This window comes from Kitasatospora sp. NPDC001527, from assembly GCF_040298605.1.
GTDB lineage: Bacteria > Actinomycetota > Actinomycetes > Streptomycetales > Streptomycetaceae > Kitasatospora.
The window spans coordinates 110,815-128,531 of record NZ_JBEPAM010000009.1 but is presented as its reverse complement, the minus strand read 5'-3'; the positions used below and the strand labels follow the sequence as shown (position 1 = coordinate 128,531).

Below are 17,717 nucleotides of genomic sequence, written 5' to 3'. Positions count from 1 at the left end.
GCCGGCCCCGAGGCCGGCCACCCTCCGCCCCACCGCCGACCGGTCGGCTCACTCGTCCGCGGCAAGCCCCGGGACGGCGGTGTCGAGGGCGAGGGTGACCTGGTCCAGCAGCGCGCGCAGGGCGGAGAGCTCCTCGACGGGCAGCCCGGTGGCGGCGAGCAGGCGGCGCGGCACCCGGTCGGCGCGCTCGCGCAGCGCGGCACCCTCACCGGTGAGGCTGACGGTGACCGAGCGCTCGTCCTCGGGGCTGCGCTCGCGGCGCACCAGACCGGCCGCCTCCAGCCGCTTGAGGAGCGGGGAGAGGGTGCCCGAGTCGAGCCGCAGGTACTCACCGATCCGCTTGACCGGCAGGTCCCCGTGCTCCCACAGGACGAGCATGACCAGGTACTGCGGATAGGTCAGGCCGAGGTCCTTGAGCAGCACCCGGTAGACGCCCCCGAAGGCGCGGGAGGCGGCGTTCAGCGAGAAGCAGATCTGCCGGTCCAGGCGCAGCAGATCGGTGTCGTCGGGCACGTCGGGCAGCGCGGTCATGGGTCCATGGTAGCGATGCCGCACACGCTATTGAGTTGTGCGCAATTGAATTGCGTGCTCTACTTGTTTCCGGCAGGCGGCCCGCCCGGACCGCCGGACCGAGACCTCGTACCGCAGGACGGAAGGAACGGACATGGACGCGCTCTACACCGCAGCCGCCACCGCCAACGGCCGGGAGGGCCGCGCGGTCAGCTCCGACGGTCAGCTCGACCTCGCCCTGGCGATGCCGCCCGGCCTCGGCGGCAGCGGGCAGGGCACCAACCCGGAGCAGCTGTTCGCGGCCGGCTACGCCGCCTGTTTCGCCAGCGCGCTGGGCCTGGTCGGCCGGCAGTCGAAGGTGGACACCGGCGACGTCTCGGTGACCGCCGAGGTGTCCATCGGCCGGGACGGTGAGGGCTTCGGCCTCTCGGTGGTGCTGCGGGTCGAGCTGCCCGAGGCGCTCGCGGGCGAGACCGGCGAGCTGCTGGTCAAGAAGGCGCACGAGGTGTGCCCCTACTCCCGCGCCACCCGGGGCAACATCCCGGTCGAGCTCGTCGTCGAGTAGTCGAGTAGTCGAGCAGTCCAGCAGTCCAGCAGTCCAGTGGTCGACCGGTCGGCACATCGGCGGTCAACGGTCCACGGCCCGAGGGGCCCGGCGTCAGCCGGCCGGCCCCTCGGGCGGACGCGGGGGCGACGGCGGGACGGGCGGAGACCCGGGCGGCCCGGCACCAGGTCCGGCACCGGGCCCCGCACCGGCCCCGCCCCCCGGTCCACCGCCCGCTCCACCACCCGCCGAGCGCAGGACGGCCAGGCGGTGCCGGTACTCCTCGGCGTCGATCTCGCCGCGCGCGAACCGCTCCGCGAGCACCTGCTCGGGCAACGGCAGCGGCGGCGCCCCGCCCGCCGGCCCCGCCGGACCGGCGGCCCACGGCCCCTTGGACGGCGGCCCGGCCGAGCGCGACTGCCGGGCCAGGACCACCGCGACGGCCACCAGCGCCAGCACGACCAGCAGCAGCCCCAACGCCATCAGACCCAGGCCCCAGCCCCCGAGCCCGTGCCCGTAGCCGTGGCCGTTCCAGTGCGTCATCACGACCTCCTCACCGCCCCGGCCGACGGGCGGCGGCCGTGACGGCCGGCCCGCACCTGGGCGATCGGCGCCTCACCACCATCGTGCGCCGGCGCCCGTCGGAGCGGCGTGAGGAAGCGGGCCGCGCCAGGGCGGCGCCGGGCCCACGCGCGAGGCGCCGGCGAGCATACGCCGACGGCCCCCGGCGGACCGGGAAACCCCCGGGGCCCGGCCCCGCCCGCGCCGGGCCCGGTAGCGTTCGCCCCATGAACCACCACCCGCCGGCCGACGACCGTGAGCGCCTCGTCGCGGCCGGGGTGCTGCTCCGCTACCAGGACCGCCGCCCCCATCCCGCCCTCGGCTACTCCCCCATCGGCTACGTCTCGACGGCGCTCTGGTTCGAACTCACCGCGCTGGCCATCGCCCCGGAAGCCGCTGCGGCGACCGCGCACGCACTGCTGCGCTCCATCGCCGCCGACGCGGTCGACGCCGCGCTCGCGCCCGGCAACGAGGCCGCGCCGCGCGACGACCTCTATGTGACGCACCCCGCGTACATCGGCCCGTACCGCCGGGTGGTCTGGTTCCAGCGCTCGGGACCGCGCCGGATGATCACCGCGACGTTCCCGCCGTAGGGCGCCGCCCGTCGGCACCGCGCACGGGCACCGCGGCCAAGGCGCGCCACCGCCCACGCGCCCCCGTTCACGGGTGCCGCGGAGATTCCGGGTCCGGCGCGCCGCGCTCGACCCGGAGGCTGTGGCAGGTCCAGCCGAGCCGGTCGGGCCCGTAGACCGGCGGACGGGTGTGGTACGTGCCGTCCGCGACCGAGAGGTTGACGATCAGGTAGGCGTGCCAGTCGGGCCCGACACCGCGGTGGTCGGCGTGGACGAGGGTGTCGCCGACGAACCAGTCCACCGAGTGGGCGCCGAAGACGGTCCGCAGGTCGAAGGTGGCGCCGGGGGCTATGCCGGCCTCGGCCCCGTGCCAGTACCGGTAGCCGCCCCGGACGTGGTTGGAGATCTCCAGCAGGTCCGGGTTGTCGGGGTGGTACTCGAACACGTCGATCTCGTTGCCGCCGTCGCGCCACGTCCAGATCGCCGGCCAGGCGCCCAGCTCCAGGGGCAGGGTGACCCGTGCGCTCAGGGTGTCACCGGTGCGGGCCTGGAAGCCCTCCGGGCTGCCCTCGGTGGTCAAGAGGTTGCACGTCCACAGGTCGCCGCCGAGCCGCCGGGTCGCGGTGAACAGGCCGTCCGGGCAGTAGGCGCGGCTGAGGAAGTCGAGCTTGTGGTCACCCCGGTTGGTCGGCCCCATCCGGGGATAGGCGCTGCTGCGCCCCGCGACCCACTGGCTGGTCGATGTGAAGTCCGCGTCGAACACGACGGCCACGGCTGCCTCCCCGGTCCCCGGCGGCGCGGCGGCCCGCTACCACCGCACACCCTGGGTGAGATACCCGGTACGTACCGCGATATTCGAACCGGACGCTCCGGGTCCAGCGCCGGCCCCGGTCGGACGGCGCGGAAGCGGACCGGTGCGCGGGCGTGCGGGTGCGCGGGCGTGCCGGCGTGCGGGGTCAGCCGATGGGCGCCGGCGCGTCGCTCCCACGTGCGTCACCGTCGCGCGCGTCCTCCGGTCCGGCCGGGGGCCCCTCTCCCGGGCCCTCGCCGCCGAAGGTGTCGGCGCTCAGCCGGTCGGTCACCGACACGACGCCGTCGACCGAGCGGCAGAGGTTCAGCACGATCGGGACGAGGTGCGGCTCGGGCACGGTGCCGCTGAGCACCACCCGCCCCTGGTCGACCTCGACGCCCACCTGGGCGGGGCTCACGCCCTCGATCCGGCCGAGCACCTCCTCGACGATCTCCCGGCGGATCACCCGGTCCTCGCGCAGGAAGACCCGCAGCAGGTCGCCCCGGCTGACCATGGCGAACACCCGGCCCTCCTCGTCCAGCACCGGGAGCCGCTTCACGCCGTGCCGGCTCATCAGCCGGGCCGCCGCGACCACGCTGGTCTCCGGGGTGACGCAGACCGCCGGTCCGGTCATCAGGTCGGCGGCGGTGACCGCGCCGCCCGGACCGGTCCGGGAGAGGTCCGGCGGTGGCAGCAGGCTCCCCTGGTCCTCCTGGGCGGCCAGGGTGAGCAGCAGGTCCGCCTCCGAGACGATGCCGAGCGGCCGGCCCTCGCCGTCCACCACCGGCACACCGGTGATGTCGTACTCGGTCAGCAGCGCGACGATCTCCCGGAAGCCGGTCTCGGGAGCGACCCGGACCACAGGACTGGTCATCACTGATTCGACGGTGGCATGCCGCACGCCGGTTCACCTCGTCCGAAGGCGCGGTCCGACCGGACCCCTGTCGTCCGATCGGCTGTACCAGGAGCATCTCCCCCGGCCGGGCGATCCGCCAGGGGCCAAGGGGCTGAACCGACGGGACCAAGGGCCCCTTCCGCCCTACGCCGTTCCGACGCGGACGGCCCCGGGCCCTGCGGCCCGGACCGCCGGCCCGGGCCGCTCCCGTTGCGCCGTTCGGGCGAGGGAACACCGGCCGCAGGAGGCGGGGCCGGACACCGCCGGTGGTGTCCGGCCCCGCGACTGATCGCCGGGGGCGGCGGTCAGTGGTCCCAGACGATCGGCACGAAACGGAAGGCGTTGCCCGCGGCCGCCACCCTGCAGAGGGACGGGAAGGGCAGGTGGGTGGCCACCAGCTGGTCGCCGCTCGCCGCCAGCTCCTCCAGGAGACGGGTCCGGACGCGGGCCGACTCCTCCGGGTCGTGGTCGAAGCCGTTGTGCCACTCGGGCTTGTCGAACCCGCACTGGAAGACGGCGTCACCGGCGAACGTCAGCCGCTCGCCGCCGGACTCCAGGCGGACGATGCTGTGGCCGGGCGTGTGACCGCCGGTGCGGCGGATCAGCACGCCCGGCGCCACCTCGTACTCCTTCTCGAACGGCCGCAACTGGCCGCGGTACACGTCCAGGAAGCGCGCGGCGGTCGTCCGGAGCACCTCCGGAACCGGCGCCGGCATGGCGGTGCGGGAGAAGTCGGGCGCCGCCCAGAACTCCGCCTCGGCCGCCGCCAGGTGGACCCGCAGGTCCGCCCGCAGCCGGCCCCGCAGCCCGTCGACGAGCAGCCCCCCGATGTGGTCCATGTGCAGGTGGGTGAGCACCACGTCGGTCACGGACGCGGGATCGACCCCGGCGGCCTCCAGCCGCATGGCCAGCTGCCCGGCCCGCGGGAAGCCCGGAAACTCCGTCCCCAGCCCGGAGTCGACGAGGACGGTCCGGCCGCCGCTGCGCACCACGGCCACGTTCAGCGGCCAGTCGATCAGGTCCTGCGGCAGGAACATGTCGCTGAGCCAGGCCGACAGCTCGGCCTCGGCGGCGTTGGTGGCCAGTGTCGCGGGGGAGATCGGCAGCACGCCGTCGCTGATCACCAGGACGTCGATGTCGCCGACCTTCAGCGCGTAGCGCGACGGGACCAGTTCGTCGTGCCCCGTCGCGCGGGGGTGTGTGGTGCTGTGGACCCGACTCATGGTGTTCTCCTCCTGTAGAGAGCCGATCAAGAGACCTCGGCGGCGTCACGGACCACGCCGCTCGGTCATCCCTAAGGACCGGACAGCGGCCGGATGTGTGACAGCCGCCCTCCTCCGTCGCCTCCTCCGTCGCCCCCGGTGGCGGCCGGCCGGACCGCACCGTTGCGCCGGACGGGCGGCAGCGCGGCCGCCCCGGTGCGGGTGCGGTCCGCGGCGGAGATCATCGTGGCGACCGCCGACCGTCTCCCGGGAGCCGCCGTGACCGATGCCACCGACCCCGTTCCGCCCGGCCCGCCGCGCTGCCTGGTCACCGGGGCCACCGGCTACATCGGCGGCCGGCTGGTGCCGGAGCTGCTGGACGCCGGCCACGCCGTGCGGTGCCTGGTCCGCGACCCGGACCGGCTGCGGGACCACCCGTGGCGCGACCGGGTCGAGGCCGCCGCCGGGGACGTCACCCGCCCGGAGAGCCTGACCGGCGCCTTCGACGGCGTCGACGTGGCCTACTACCTGGTGCACGCGCTCGGCACCGGCCCCGGCTTCGAGACCACCGACCGGGCCGCCGCCGCGGCCTTCGGCCGGGCCGCGGCGGCGGCCGGGGTGCGCCGGATCGTCTACCTGGGCGGGCTGGCCCCCGCCGGGGTGCCGGCCGGGCGGCTCTCCCCGCACCTGCGCTCGCGGGTCGAGGTCGGCCGGGTGCTGCGCGCCAGCGGCGTGCCGACCGCCGAGCTGCGGGCGGCGGTGATCATCGGCTCGGGCTCGGCCTCCTTCGAGATGCTCCGCCACCTCACCGAGCGCCTGCCGGTGATGGTGACCCCACGCTGGGTGGACACCCGGATCCAGCCGATCGCCGTGCGGGACGTGCTGCGGCTGCTGGTCGGGGCCGCCACGCTGCCGCCCGGGGTGAACCGCGCCTTCGACATCGGCGGGCCGGAGGTGCTGACCTACCGGCGGATGATGGAGCGCTACGCGGCGGTGGCCGGACTGCCGCGCCGGCTGATCCTCGCCGTCCCCGTTCTCACCCCGCGGCTCTCCAGCCTCTGGGTCGGCCTGGTGACGCCGGTCCCGGGATCGATCGCGCGCCCGCTGGTGGAGTCGCTGCGGTACGAGGTGGTCCGCGGCGAGCACGACCTCGACCGGTACCTGCCCCCGCCGCCGGACGGCGGCGTCGGCTTCGACGCGGCGGTCGCGCTCGCGCTGCGGCGGATCCAGGACGCGGACGTCGCCACCCGGTGGTCCTCGGCCTCGCTCCCCGGCGCCCCGAGCGACCCGCTGCCGACCGACCCGGACTGGGCCGGCGGCAGCCTCTACCAGGACGTCCGGGAGCTGCGGGTGGACGCCGATCCGGCGGCACTGTGGCGGGTGGTGGAGGGGATCGGCGGCGAGAACGGCTGGTACTCCTTCCCGCTCGGCTGGGCCGTGCGCGGCTGGGTCGACCGGCTGGTCGGCGGCGTGGGGCTGCGCCGCGGGCGGCGGGACCCGGCGCGGCTGCGGGTCGGCGAGTCGCTCGACTTCTGGCGGGTGGAGGAGATCGAACCGGGGCGGCTGCTGCGGCTCCGCGCGGAGATGCGGCTGCCCGGCCCGGCCTGGCTGGAGCTCACGGTCGCCCCGGACGGCGGGGGCGGCAGCCGTTACCGGCAGCGGGCGCTCTTCCACCCGCGCGGGCTGGCCGGGCACGCGTACTGGTGGGCGGTGGCGCCGTTCCACGCCGTGGTCTTCGGCGGGATGGCGCGGCGGATCACCGAGCGGGCCGCGCGTGAACCCCGGGACCGCCGGGACGGTCCGCCGGGCGGCTCAGCGTGAGTGGCGCAGGCCTTCCAGTTCGCCGGTCATCCGGCCGAGGAAGCGGGCGACGGCGGCGAGCTCGGCGGGTGTGAACTCGGCGCGCACCGTCTCGGTGCGGCGGGCGACCGGCGCGAACCACTCGGCCGCCATCCGGCCGGCGCCGGGGAGGTAGTGCACCAGGACCAGCCGCCGGTCCGCCGCGTCCCGGGTGCGGCGGATGTGCCCGGCCCGCTCCAGGCGGTCCAGCATGGCGGTGACGGCGCCCGAGGAGAGACCGAGTTCCTCGCCGAGCCGCCCGGGGGTGATCCCCGGGGACGCGGCCGGGTCCCCGGCGGAGGCGCCGCTTCCGGCGCGCATGATCGCGAGCAGGGCCTGGACGTCGGTGGTGTGCAGGCCGCTGGCGGCGGCGAAGCCGTGGCCGAGCAGGTTCATCTCGGAGGCGAGGTCCTGGAGCAGGCGGCCGAGCTCCGGCGTGCCGTGCGACCCCTGCTGGTCCTCCTGCTCCGCCAAGGCGTGTTCTCCGGTTGCGTACGACGTCGGGCTGACCCGTTCAGCCTAACGGTGCCGCCGGCCGCCCTCCGTCGGCCACTGCCCACCGCCTACCGTCCGCCGGCCGCCTTCAGCCCGCCGCCCGCGCTCAGATCCCCGGGCCCACGCGCTCACCGGCGGGCTCCGCGACCGCCGGCACCGGGCGCACGGCCGCCGCGCGGCCGGTGCGGGCCGGCCACCAGACCCGGTCGCCGAGGTCGCGCACCAGGGCGGGCACCAGCAGCGAGCGCACCAGCAGGGTGTCCAGCAGCACGCCGAAGGCCACGATGAAGGCGATCTGGGCCAGGAAGGCCAGCGGGATCACGCCGAGCGCGGCGAAGGTCGCGGCCAGCACCACGCCCGCCGAGGTGATCACCCCGCCGGTGGCGGTGAGCCCGCGCAGCACCCCCTCCCGGGTGCCGGAGCGCAGCGCCTCCTCACGCACCCGGGTCATCAGGAAGATGTTGTAGTCGACCCCGAGCGCGACCAGGAACACGTACCCGTACAGCGGCACCGAGGGGTCCACCGCGGAGAACCCGAACACGTGCGGGAAGACCACCGCGCTCACGCCGAGCGTCGCCAGGTAGGAGAGCGCGACGGTGGCGGCCAGCAGCACCGGTGCGACCAGCGAGCGCAGCAGCAGGACGAGGACGGCGAGCACGCAGAGCAGCACCACCGGGGTGATGAGGCGGCGGTCGTGCGCGGCGGTGGTCCGGGTGTCGTCCTGCTGGGCGGTGTAGCCGCCGACCAGCGCCCGCGCGTCCGGGACGGCGTGCACGGCCTGCCGCAGCCGGTGGACGGTGGCGATCGCCGCGTCGCTGTCGGCCGGGTCGGTGAGCGTCGCCTCCAGCCGGACCCGGCCGTCGACGACCAGCGGCGCGCCGCCCGGTGCCCCGGCGGCGGTGGCACGTACGCCGGCCACGCCCGGGACGGCGGCGGTCGCCGCGGTGACGGCCTCCACCCGGTCGGCGGCGGCGATCACCACGGCGGGGTTGCCGCTGCCGCCGGGGAAGTGCGCGGAGAGCATCCGCTGGCCGGCCACCGAGGGCTGGGCCTTGACGAAGAGCTCGCTCTGCGGCACCCCGCCGGCGTCCAGGGTGGGGGCGAGGGCGGCCAGCGCCGCCAGCACGGCCAGGCTCGCCGCCCACAGGGCGCGCGGTCGGCGGGCGACCAGCGCCGCGACCCGGGCCCAGACGGCGTGCACCGGGGCCCGGCCGTCGGCGGCGGGCCGGGCCGGCCAGTAGGCGGCGCGCCCGGCCAGCACCAGGGCGGCGGGCAGGAAGGTGAGCGCGGAGAGCACGGCGCAGCCGATGCCGATGGCGCCGACCGGGCCGAGCGCCCGGTTGTTGGTCAGGCCGGAGAGCAGCAGCACCAGCAGGCCGAGGGCGACGGTGGCGCCGGAGGCGGTGATCGGCTCGACGGACTGCCGCCAGGCGGTGCGCATCGCGGCGAACCGGTCGCCGTGCAGGTGGAGTTCCTCGCGGAAGCGGGCGGAGAGCAGCAGGCCGTAGTCGGTGGCGGCGCCGATGACGAGGATCGACAGCAGCCCCTGGACCTGGCCGTCGACGGTGACCAGGCCGAGGTCGGCGAGCAGGTAGACCAGGGCGCAGGCGATGCCGAGGGCGAAGACGGCGCCGAGGATGACCAGCAGCGGCAGCAGCACGGCGCGGTAGACGGCGAGCAGGATCAGCAGGACGACGCCGAGCGCGACGCCGAGCAGCAGTCCGTCGATGCCGGCGAAGGCGCCGCCCAGGTCGGCGAGGATGGCGGCGGGTCCGGCCAGGCCGACGGTGGTGTCGGGGACGCGTTCGGCGAGCGCGCGGACGGCGCGCACGGTGTCGCCGGTCTCGCGGCCGAGGTCGGCGCGCAGTTGGACGACGCCCTGCACCGCGCGCCCGTCGGCGGCGGGGAGGGCGGGCGAGACGCGTCCGGTGGCGCCGGGCAGCGCGGCGGCGTCGTGCAGGGCCTGTTCGGCGACGGCGCGCCGGGCGTCGTCGAGGGGGCCGGTGCGGCTCTCCCAGACGACGACGACCGGCAGGGCGTCCCCGGCCCGGAAGTCCGCGCCGAGCCGGGCGACCTCGGTGGACTCGGCGCTGCGGGGCAGGAAGGCGGCCCGGTCGTTAGTGGCGACCTCGCCGAGCCGGCCCGCGTAGGAGCCGAAGGCGCCGCCGAGACCGAGCCAGACGATCAGCAGGGCGAGCGGGACGAGCAGCCGGGCGCGGCGCGGCCGGGCGGCCGGGGCGGCGGGGGCGGGACGGTCAGCGGGCATGGCGGGGCGCCCTCCGGACGTGGGCTGGGTGGCGGACAGCCCGGATCATATCTCTCGACGGTCAAGAGACTTGACCCGCGGAGAGACCCCGGGGCCGCGCCAGGAGTCCGGCCACCGAGAGCGCGCCCCAGCCGACGGAGACGGCGACCGCCATCACCCGGTGCCGCCGGGCCGGGAGGGCGGTGGCGAGCAGGGCGGCGTCGCCGAGGTCGGAGGCGATCCGCACGGCGGTCGCGGTGCGCAGCGCGGCGTCGTTCGGGGCGAGGACCATGGCGAGGCCGCAGGCGGCGTCGCGCAGGGCGAGCGGGCGCAGGCAGGCGGCGACCGGCGCGGGCACCGTGCCGTCCGGGGCGGTGAGGCCGGAGGGGCGGGCGAGCAGGGCGGGCCGGCGGGCGACGGCGATTCCGTAGACGGCGGTGGCGGCGCCGGTGAGGCGCAGCAGGCGCTGGTGCATGGCGGTGGTCTCCCGGGCGGGCGGCGGACAGGTGGGCCCAGTCTGCCGCCCGCCGGGGCCGCGACGCGCCGACGGCCCGCCGGTGCGGGACCGGTGGGCCGTCGGCGCGCTGTCCGCGGGGGCGTCAGGAGACGCGCTTGATCTGCCAGGAGTTGTTGTTGAAGCTGGGGACGGCGGAGTACTGGCAGCTGCTGTTGTAGAACGCGGAGAGCTGCACCCAGCCGGCCGGCGGGAGCGTCGAGGAACAGACGTTCAGCGTGGTGCCGATCGGCAGGCCGGCGGCCTGCTTGATCTGCTTCTTGTTGGGGCTGAAGGTCGACGAGCAGCTGATGTCGTTCCACCACTGGACGTCCACCCAGCCGGTGGGGGTGAGCTGGCTGCTGCACACGTTCTGGGTGTCGCCGGGGGCGGCGTGCGCGGTGGTCGCGGTCAGGGTCAGCGCGGCGGCGGCGCAGCCGACGGCCAGGGCGGCGGCACGAAGACGGGACACGGAGCGGCTCCTCTCCACGGCGCGGGCGTTCCGCGCCGGCCACCCATTCCTACCGGCGGGAACATGACAGGGACAGTGGCTTTCCGGTCCGGAGCGCCGGATCGGGCGTCGCGTTCGCGCTTGTTGACAGTGCGCCGGCGCACTTGTTTCCGGCATATGCGTCCGGCCCGTCCGCGCCCCCGGAGCCGGGGGGCGCGGACGGGCCGGACGGGCCGGACGGGGCGGCGGGGCGGCGGGGCGTCAGCCGGTGATCGGCTTGACGTCCAGGCGGACGTGGTCGACGGCCCAGAACCAGTTGTTGCCGGCGTCGTACATCCGGAACCTCAGCGTCACGCTGCGGGCGCCCGCCGGAACGGCGAACTGCTTGCTCACAAAGGCGTTCTGGACGTCCTTGCCGGCGTTGTCGTTGCCGGTGGTGTCGGAGCTGTAGAACACCAGGCGGGTCTCGGTGCCGTTGTCGAAGACGGCGGTGACCGCGGCCTTCTGCGGGGCCTCCTGCCGGTAGTGCGAGTCGAAGCCCAGGTACAGGGTGGTGGCGCCGGCCGGGACGGGCACGGCGGGCGAGACCAGGGTCGAGTCGAAGACGCCCTTCTTGGACGGCGAGCCGGTGTCGTCCCAGTCGTCCGGGTCGGCGACGGCCAGGACGCCCAGGCCCCGGGTGAAGTTGCCGCGGTCCTGGCCGGCCGGGCTCGACCACTCGCGCTTGGTGTGGAAGGTCCAGCCCTGCAGGCGGGTGGTGCCCTGCGGCATGCCCGGGGCGTTGACCACCGACCAGCCCTGCGGCGCCTGCGCCGTCCAGCCGAGCACCCCGCCGACCGGCTGGAGCGCGCCGGCCAGCGACTCGAAGTCCTCGCCGAGCAGGTGGCCGGCCATCACCGGCGCGGTGCGGGCGGCGATCTCGCCGTCGGCGACGGCGAAGCGGCCGTCGGCCAGCGCCCGGGCGGTGACCAGGACGCGGTGGGTGGCGCCGTCGGGCAGCCGGCCGGGCGGGGTGACGTCCCACTCGGCGGTGGCGGTGGCCCCGGCGGCGAGCGCGGCGGGCGGCGCGGTGACGGCGGCGACCGTCCAGCCGGCCGGGACGACCGGCTGCGCCTCCAGCGCGCTCAGCGCGGTGGTGGCGGTGAAGCGGGCGGTGACCCGGGCCGGGCGGCCGGGCAGCAGGATCGCCTCGTCGATGGTGGTCGAGGCGGCCTTGAGCGCGACGTCCACGGCCAGCGGGTCGGGCAGGCCCATCGCCGGGTCGGTCAGCAGGTGCTCGCCGTCCCAGGGGAAGCGGCCGGCGATCCGGCGGCGGAAGCCCAGCTCGCCGCGGACGCCGACGGCGACGTCGTACCAGCCCTCGGGGCCGACCTTGACGTTGACCGTCCTGTCGTCGCCGGCCGCGACCCGCACCTCGCGCAGGCCGTCGCCGTAGGCGAGGTCGCCGACCAGGAAGGTCTGGGCGGTGCGCGAGCGGTTGATCACGTCCACCTCCAGCACCTTGCCGTTCTTCTCCTCGGAGAGCGAGATCTCGTAGGGCGCGTCGACGGTGCCGCGCAGGTGCCACAGCGCGCCGTTGGGGCCGTGCACGCGCAGGTCGTAGCCGTCCTGGCCGACCGTCCAGACGTCGGAGAGCCGGGACTTGGCGCCGACGGTGTAGTGGCGCGGCGGGGTGCCGGGCTCCGGGTGGACCGCGAAGACGGCGCCCTGCTTGCCCTGGTTGAAGAAGTCGACGGTCAGCTGGTCGCCCTTGAGGCGCGGCTTGACGATCAGGTCGTACGGGGCGGGGCGGGCGGCCCGGGTGCCGCGCTGCTGCTTCGGGAAGACCTGCGGGTCGGGCACGGTGGGCGCGGGCAGCTTGCCGGTGTCGGTGACCTTCTGGCGGTTGCCGCTGGTGTCCGGCAGCTCGGGCCAGCGCGGGTCGCGGCCGGAGAAGTCGAAGACGTTGGTGAGGTCACCGCAGACCGAGCGCCGCCAGGGGCTGATGTTGGGCTCCTGGATGCCGAACCGCTGCTCCAGGAAGCGCAGCACCGAGGTGTGGTCGTAGACGGTGGAGTCGACGACGCCGCCGCGGGTCCACGGCGAGACGACGATCATCGGCACCCGCACGCCCAGGCCCATCGGGTAGGGGCCGGAGACCAGGGTCTCGCCGGCGGGCAGGGTGGCGGACCAGGTGAGCGAGCCGTCGGCGGCCCTGACCCGGTACGTGCCGTCCTGGCTCACCACCCGGTGGTAGGTGGAGCCGCCCTTGCTCACCCGGACGACCACCTCGCCGTCGACCGGCACGGTGGACTTGCCGCGCCCGGCGGCCAGCGGCGGGACGGGCGGCAGGTGGTGGTCCGTGAACCCGCCGTGCTCGTCGTAGTTGAGGATGAAGACGGTCTTCTGCCACACCTCGGGCCTGGCCGCGAGGGCCGCCAGCAGCCGGGCGGTGAGGTGCTCGCCGTTCGGCGGCGCGTAGTTGGCGTGCTCGGAGAGCGCGGCGGGGGCGACGATCCAGGAGACCTGCGGGAGGGTGTCGGCCCGGACGTCGGCGGCGAAGGCCTCGACCAGGGCGTCGCCCATCGCGAAGGGGTCGTTCTTCTTGGCCGGGTCGCCGACGGCGCGCATGCCGCGCTCGTAGAGGGGCTCACCGGGCTTGGCCTTGACGAAGGGGGCGAACCAGGCGAGCGCGTTGTCGTCGAAGTTGTCCAGCGCCTGGTAGGTCCTCCAGCTGACGCCGGCCTTCTCCAGGCGCTCGGCGTAAGTGGTCCACTCGTAGCCGCCGGGGATCTCGGTGTTGTCGGTGACCGGGGTGTCCCGGACGGTGCCGCCGCTGGTGCCCGTCATGAAGTGGTCGCGGTTGGTGTTGGTGTTGCACTGCACCGACGCGTAGTAGGCGTCACAGGTGGTGAACACCGAGGCGAGCGCGTGGTAGAAGGGCATGTCGGCGCTCTCGTAGTAGCCCTGGCCGAGCCAGCCGCCGGAGCGGCGGGTGACCGAGCCGTCGGCGAGGCCGTCGTTCCAGGCCTTCATCGAGTCGACGAAGCCGAACGCGGGGGCGCCCTGCTGGTAGGCGTTGGTGTGGGCGGCGTTCATCGCGAAGGGCAGCAGGTAGCCCTCCTTGCGGCCGGGGTCCGGCTGGTGGAAGACCGAGCGGCCGTTGACTCCGCGCACCGCCGTGCGGTCGCCGAAGCCGCGGACGCCGGCCAGGGTGCCGAAGTAGTGGTCGAAGGCGCGGTTCTCCTGCATGAACACCACGACGTGCTGGATGTCCGCCAGGCGGCCGGGGCGGGCCGGCGCGGCGAGCGCCTCGCGCACGCTGAGCGGGAGGGCGGACAGCACGGCGGCCGCCGCCGCGCCGCCGAGCAGGGTGCGGCGCGACAGTTCGGGCTTCGGACTCATCGGGGGTGACTCCTCGTACAGAGCGGGGGTGGTCGGACGCTTTGGTCCAGACCCGTTATGTGTACGGGCCCCAGATGGACGGGACCGGCGGGTTCGATGGCGCTTCGATGACCGACAGTGAACCCGGAGCTGTACAGACAACTTGCGCCGGATCGGCCGTTCTTGTCGGCACCGGCCGCCCCAGCCGTCACGGCATTCTTGACGGCACCCCTTCAAATGTCCGGGAATCCCCGAAAAGGAAGGTAGTTGACGAACCGTCGGCAAGCACCGGCCAGGTCGTGGACAACCCTTGACGAGGCATGTGGTGTGTGGAAATCTCTCGGCAGGTCCAGGCCAATGATCTTCGAACGGGGGAGAGGATCGGATCGTCCGACGCATCAGGGGGGAATCCTGGGAGTCGGGTCCGGCCGTGCCTCGGCGCCTGCCGACCGGTCCGCGGGGCGGGCCGGCCACCCTTCGGCAGCCGCGCCGTCCGACCGCGCCGTGCCGCGTCCGCGCCGCCACGGCCACCGCTCGGACGGGTGCCCCGCAGCTCCGTCTCCGACTCCCGAATCGAGCACAGCATGTCCGACTCCCCCAACCGGCCCGACCCCGCCTCAGCCGCCGGGGACCCGGCGAGAGCGACGGACGCCACCGGGCTCGCCTCCCCCGCCCAGCACGGGATCTGGCTCACCAGCAGGCTCACCCACGTCCCCGAGGTCTTCCACCTCGCGCTGCGCCTGGACTTCGACCGGATCGACGCCGACGCCCTGGCCCGCGCGGTCGCCGCGACCGCCGCCCGGCACCCGGCGCTCGGCGCCGTCCTGGTGGAGCGGGACGGCGTGGTCCGCCTGGTCCCCGCCGGGCACGCGCCCGCGCTCACCGTCCTCGACACCGCCGCCGACAGCGGCGAGGCCCTCGCCAAGCGGCTCGCAGAGGAGCTCGCCCTCCCCTTCGACCTGGCCGCCGGGCCGCTCGCCCGGTTCACGCTGCACCAGCGGGCGGACGGCGGCGCCGAGCTGCTGGTGGTCGCCCACCACGCGGTCTTCGACGGCACCTCGAAGGACGTGCTCGCCGCCGACCTGGCCGCCGCGTACGCCGCCGCCCTCGCGGGTGAGGCGCCCGCCGGAGCCGTCGGCGCCGGGGCCGTCACCGCCGCCGCTTCCAGCGTTTCCTCCGCCTCCTCCTCCTCCGCCTCCTCCGCCGACGAGGTCGAACGGGCCGCCGCGTACCACGGCCCCCGGTGGGCCGCCGCCACCGCCCCGGTGCTGCCCGGCGGCCCGCGGGCCACCACCGACGCCGGCCCCGGCGAGGCCGTCACCTGGCGGCTCGACGACGCCGGCCGGGCCGCGCTCGCCGACGCCGCCGCGCAGGCCGGGGTCACCGTCTTCGAGTTCCTGCTCGCCGCCCTGCACGGCCTGCTGCGCCGCTACGGCGGCGAGGCCGTCCCCGTCGCCGTGCCGTTCTCCACCCGCCGCCCCGGCCGGCACGAGGCGATCGGCCTGTTCGTCAACGAGCTGCCGGTGTACGCCCCGGCCGACGCCGACGAGGACGCCCCGTTCGCGGACTACGCCCGCGCCGTGCGCGCCGAGGTCCGGCTGGTCTCGGCGCACCGCACCGTGCCGTTCGGCGCCGCCGTGCCCGGGCTCACCCCCCGGGCCGGGCTCGCCCCGGTCTCCTTCGGCTACCGCCGGCGCACCACCACCGAGCCGGTCTTCCCCGGCAGCACCACCCGGGTCGACTGGACGGTCTTCCACCACGCGGCCCGCAACACCCTGCACCTGCAGGCCGTCGAGGCCCCGGAGGCGATCGACTTCTCCCTCCAGTACGACCCGGCCGTGCTCGCCCCCGCCGCCGCCCGGCGGATCGCCGGCCACCTCGCCACCCTGCTGGCCGCCGCCACCGCCGACCCGGCGACCCCGCTCGGCGACCTGCCACTGCTCGACGCGGCCGAGCGGCGCCTCGTCACCACCGCCTGGAACGCCACCCACCGCGACCACCCGGCCGACCGGACCGTGCTCGACCTGGTCCGCGCGCGGGCCGCCGCCACCCCGGACGCCCTCGCCGTGGTGGCCGGCGAGCAGCGGCTCGGCTACCGCGACCTGCTGGAGCGCGCCGAGCGGCTGGCCGGCGCGCTGAGCGCGGCCGGCATCGGCCGGGGCGACCTGGTCGGCCTGCACCTCGCCCGCACCGCCGACCTGCCGGCCGCGCTGCTCGCCGTTCACGCCGTCGGCGCCGGCTACCTGCCGCTGGACCCGGGCTACCCGGCCGAGCGGCTCGCCTTCGTGCTCGCCGACTCCGGCGCCGCCCTGCTGCTGGCCGACCGCGAGCCGGCGCCCGAGGTGGCCGCCGCCGCCCCGGCGGTGCTCCGGCTGGCCGGGGCCACGGACACGGACGCCGCCGCGCCGACCGACACCGCCCCGGGCCGGCTCGCCTACGTGCTCTACACCTCCGGCTCCACCGGCCGCCCCAAGGGCGTGGAGATCGGCCACCGGGCGCTGACCAACCTGCTCGCCGCCTTCTCCGACCTGCTGGACTCCGGCCCGCAGCACGTCTGGCTCGGCCTCACCTCGCTGTCCTTCGACATCTCCGCCCTCGAACTGCTGCTGCCGCTGACCACCGGCGGACGGCTGGTGCTGGCCCCGGACGGCCTGGCGGTGGACGGGCCGGGGCTGCGCGCCCTGGTCGAGCGCGAGGGCGTCACCCACGTCCAGGCCACCCCCTCGGGCTGGCGGGTGCTGCTCGGCGCCGGACCGCTGCCCGCCGGGCTGACCGGCCTGGTCGGCGGCGAGGCGCTGCCGCTGCCGCTGGCCCGGGAGCTGCGGGCCGGCACCGACCGGCTGCTCAACGTCTACGGGCCGACCGAGACCACCGTCTGGTCCACCTGCGCCGAACTCCCCCGGGCGCCGGAGGCCGTCCCGATCGGCACCCCGATCGCCAACACCCGCGCCTACGTCCTGGACCGCCGGCGCCGGCCACTGCCGATCGGCGTGCCGGGCGAGCTGTACCTGGGCGGCGACGGCCTCGCCGAGGGCTACCTGGGGCGGCCCGGGCTGACCGCCGAGCGCTTCGTCGACGACCCGTTCGGCGCGCCCGGCGAGCGCCTCTACCGCACCGGCGACCTGGTCGCCTGGAGCCCCGGGGGCGAACTGGAGTTCCTCGGCCGGCTGGACGACCAGGTCAAGATCCGCGGCCACCGGATCGAGCTGGGCGAGATCGAGTCGGCGCTGCTCGCCCACCCGGCGCTCGCCGAGGCCGCCGCCGCGGTGCACCGGGAGGAGGACGGCGAGGAGCCGTTCGTCGCCGGGTACCTGGTGCCGGCCGCCGGGAGCGCCGCCCCCGCCCCCGCCGAGCTGCGCGCCTTCCTCCAGCGCTCGCTGCCCGGCGCCGCCGTCCCGCAGCGCTTCCTGGTGCTCGACCGGCTGCCGCTGACGCCCAACGGCAAGCTGGACCGGCGCGCACTGCCCGTCCCCCCGGCACCGGTCGAGGCGGCCGGCGCGCCGCCCGTCGGGCGGGAACGGGACGAGGTGCTCACCGCGGTGCTCGGGATCTGGTCCGAGGTGCTGCGCCTGCCCGGTCTCGGCCCCGAGGACGACCTCTTCGAACTCGGCGGGCACTCCCTGACGATCATCCAGATCACCGCCAGGATCCGTGACCTGCTCGGCGTCGAGCTGGACTTCGACGTCTTCTTCGCCACCCCGACCCCGCTCGGCATCGCCGCGGCCGTCCGCGACCTGCGCTGACCCGCGGGAGGCCC

General features: G+C 75.8%; 14 protein-coding genes. 4 read left to right on the top strand and 10 right to left on the bottom strand.

Going from position 1 to position 17,717, the window contains the following annotated elements; all coding sequences use genetic code 11:
* Positions 1 to 48: 48 nt before the first annotated feature.
* Positions 49 to 531: a MarR family winged helix-turn-helix transcriptional regulator gene (locus ABT238_RS12440; RefSeq protein WP_350756986.1), complete on the bottom strand. Its 483-nt coding sequence runs from the start codon at positions 529 to 531 to the stop codon at positions 49 to 51.
* Between the two features lie 133 nt (positions 532 to 664).
* Here ABT238_RS12440 and ABT238_RS12435 point away from each other — a divergent pair, with 133 nt between their 5' ends.
* Complete coding sequence (locus tag ABT238_RS12435) at positions 665 to 1,075, top strand: organic hydroperoxide resistance protein (protein ID WP_350756982.1); 411 nt, start codon at positions 665 to 667, stop codon at positions 1,073 to 1,075.
* A gap of 93 nt (positions 1,076 to 1,168) precedes the next feature.
* On the opposite strand, the gene ABT238_RS12430 is transcribed toward ABT238_RS12435, so the two are convergent.
* Complete coding sequence (locus ABT238_RS12430) at positions 1,169 to 1,597, bottom strand: SHOCT domain-containing protein (protein ID WP_350756979.1); 429 nt, start codon at positions 1,595 to 1,597, stop codon at positions 1,169 to 1,171.
* A 245-nt stretch (positions 1,598 to 1,842) separates the two neighbouring features.
* Here ABT238_RS12430 and ABT238_RS12425 point away from each other — a divergent pair, with 245 nt between their 5' ends.
* On the top strand, positions 1,843 to 2,208 hold the full coding sequence (locus tag ABT238_RS12425; protein WP_350562945.1) for a hypothetical protein: 366 nt from the start codon (positions 1,843 to 1,845) through the stop codon (positions 2,206 to 2,208).
* Positions 2,209 to 2,275: 67 nt separating this feature from the next.
* Here the strand turns inward: ABT238_RS12425 and ABT238_RS12420 are convergent, their stop codons facing one another.
* The 3 genes from ABT238_RS12420 to ABT238_RS12410 form a co-directional block, all read right to left on the bottom strand.
* A complete protein-coding gene (locus ABT238_RS12420; protein WP_350562943.1) occupies positions 2,276 to 2,959 on the bottom strand; it encodes a beta-glucanase in 684 nt (227 codons plus the stop codon).
* 184 nt (positions 2,960 to 3,143) lie between these two features.
* Complete coding sequence (locus ABT238_RS12415) at positions 3,144 to 3,851, bottom strand: CBS domain-containing protein (RefSeq protein WP_350756976.1); 708 nt, start codon at positions 3,849 to 3,851, stop codon at positions 3,144 to 3,146.
* A 326-nt stretch (positions 3,852 to 4,177) separates the two neighbouring features.
* A complete protein-coding gene (locus tag ABT238_RS12410) occupies positions 4,178 to 5,095 on the bottom strand; it encodes an MBL fold metallo-hydrolase (protein ID WP_350756973.1) in 918 nt (305 codons plus the stop codon).
* Between the two features lie 258 nt (positions 5,096 to 5,353).
* Between ABT238_RS12410 and ABT238_RS12405 the strand changes: the two genes are divergently transcribed.
* Complete coding sequence (locus tag ABT238_RS12405; protein WP_350756971.1) at positions 5,354 to 6,895, top strand: SDR family oxidoreductase; 1,542 nt, start codon at positions 5,354 to 5,356, stop codon at positions 6,893 to 6,895.
* Here the strand turns inward: ABT238_RS12405 and ABT238_RS12400 are convergent.
* The 5 genes from ABT238_RS12400 to ABT238_RS12380 form a co-directional block, all read right to left on the bottom strand.
* Positions 6,887 to 7,387, bottom strand: a complete 501-nt coding sequence (locus tag ABT238_RS12400) for a MarR family winged helix-turn-helix transcriptional regulator (RefSeq protein WP_350562935.1) — start codon at positions 7,385 to 7,387, stop codon at positions 6,887 to 6,889. The genes ABT238_RS12405 and ABT238_RS12400 overlap by 9 nt on opposite strands.
* Before the next feature lie 127 nt (positions 7,388 to 7,514).
* Positions 7,515 to 9,674 carry an MMPL family transporter gene (locus ABT238_RS12395; protein ID WP_350756968.1) on the bottom strand — a complete coding sequence of 720 codons (2,160 nt, stop codon included), beginning with the start codon at positions 9,672 to 9,674 and terminating at the stop codon, positions 7,515 to 7,517.
* Between the two features lie 61 nt (positions 9,675 to 9,735).
* Positions 9,736 to 10,128, bottom strand: coding sequence for a hypothetical protein (locus tag ABT238_RS12390; protein WP_350562931.1), 393 nt, complete (start codon positions 10,126 to 10,128; stop codon positions 9,736 to 9,738).
* Positions 10,129 to 10,252: 124 nt separating this feature from the next.
* Positions 10,253 to 10,618 (bottom strand): hypothetical protein, encoded by a 366-nt coding sequence (locus ABT238_RS12385; protein ID WP_350562929.1) that lies wholly within the window; start codon positions 10,616 to 10,618, stop codon positions 10,253 to 10,255.
* 240 nt (positions 10,619 to 10,858) lie between these two features.
* Entirely contained in the window at positions 10,859 to 13,981 is a 3,123-nt protein-coding gene (locus tag ABT238_RS12380; protein WP_350756963.1) for a phosphocholine-specific phospholipase C, read from the bottom strand.
* A 563-nt stretch (positions 13,982 to 14,544) separates the two neighbouring features.
* Between ABT238_RS12380 and ABT238_RS12375 the strand changes: the two genes are divergently transcribed.
* Positions 14,545 to 17,703, top strand: a complete 3,159-nt coding sequence (locus tag ABT238_RS12375; protein WP_350756960.1) for a non-ribosomal peptide synthetase — start codon at positions 14,545 to 14,547, stop codon at positions 17,701 to 17,703.
* Positions 17,704 to 17,717: the final 14 nt, after the last annotated feature.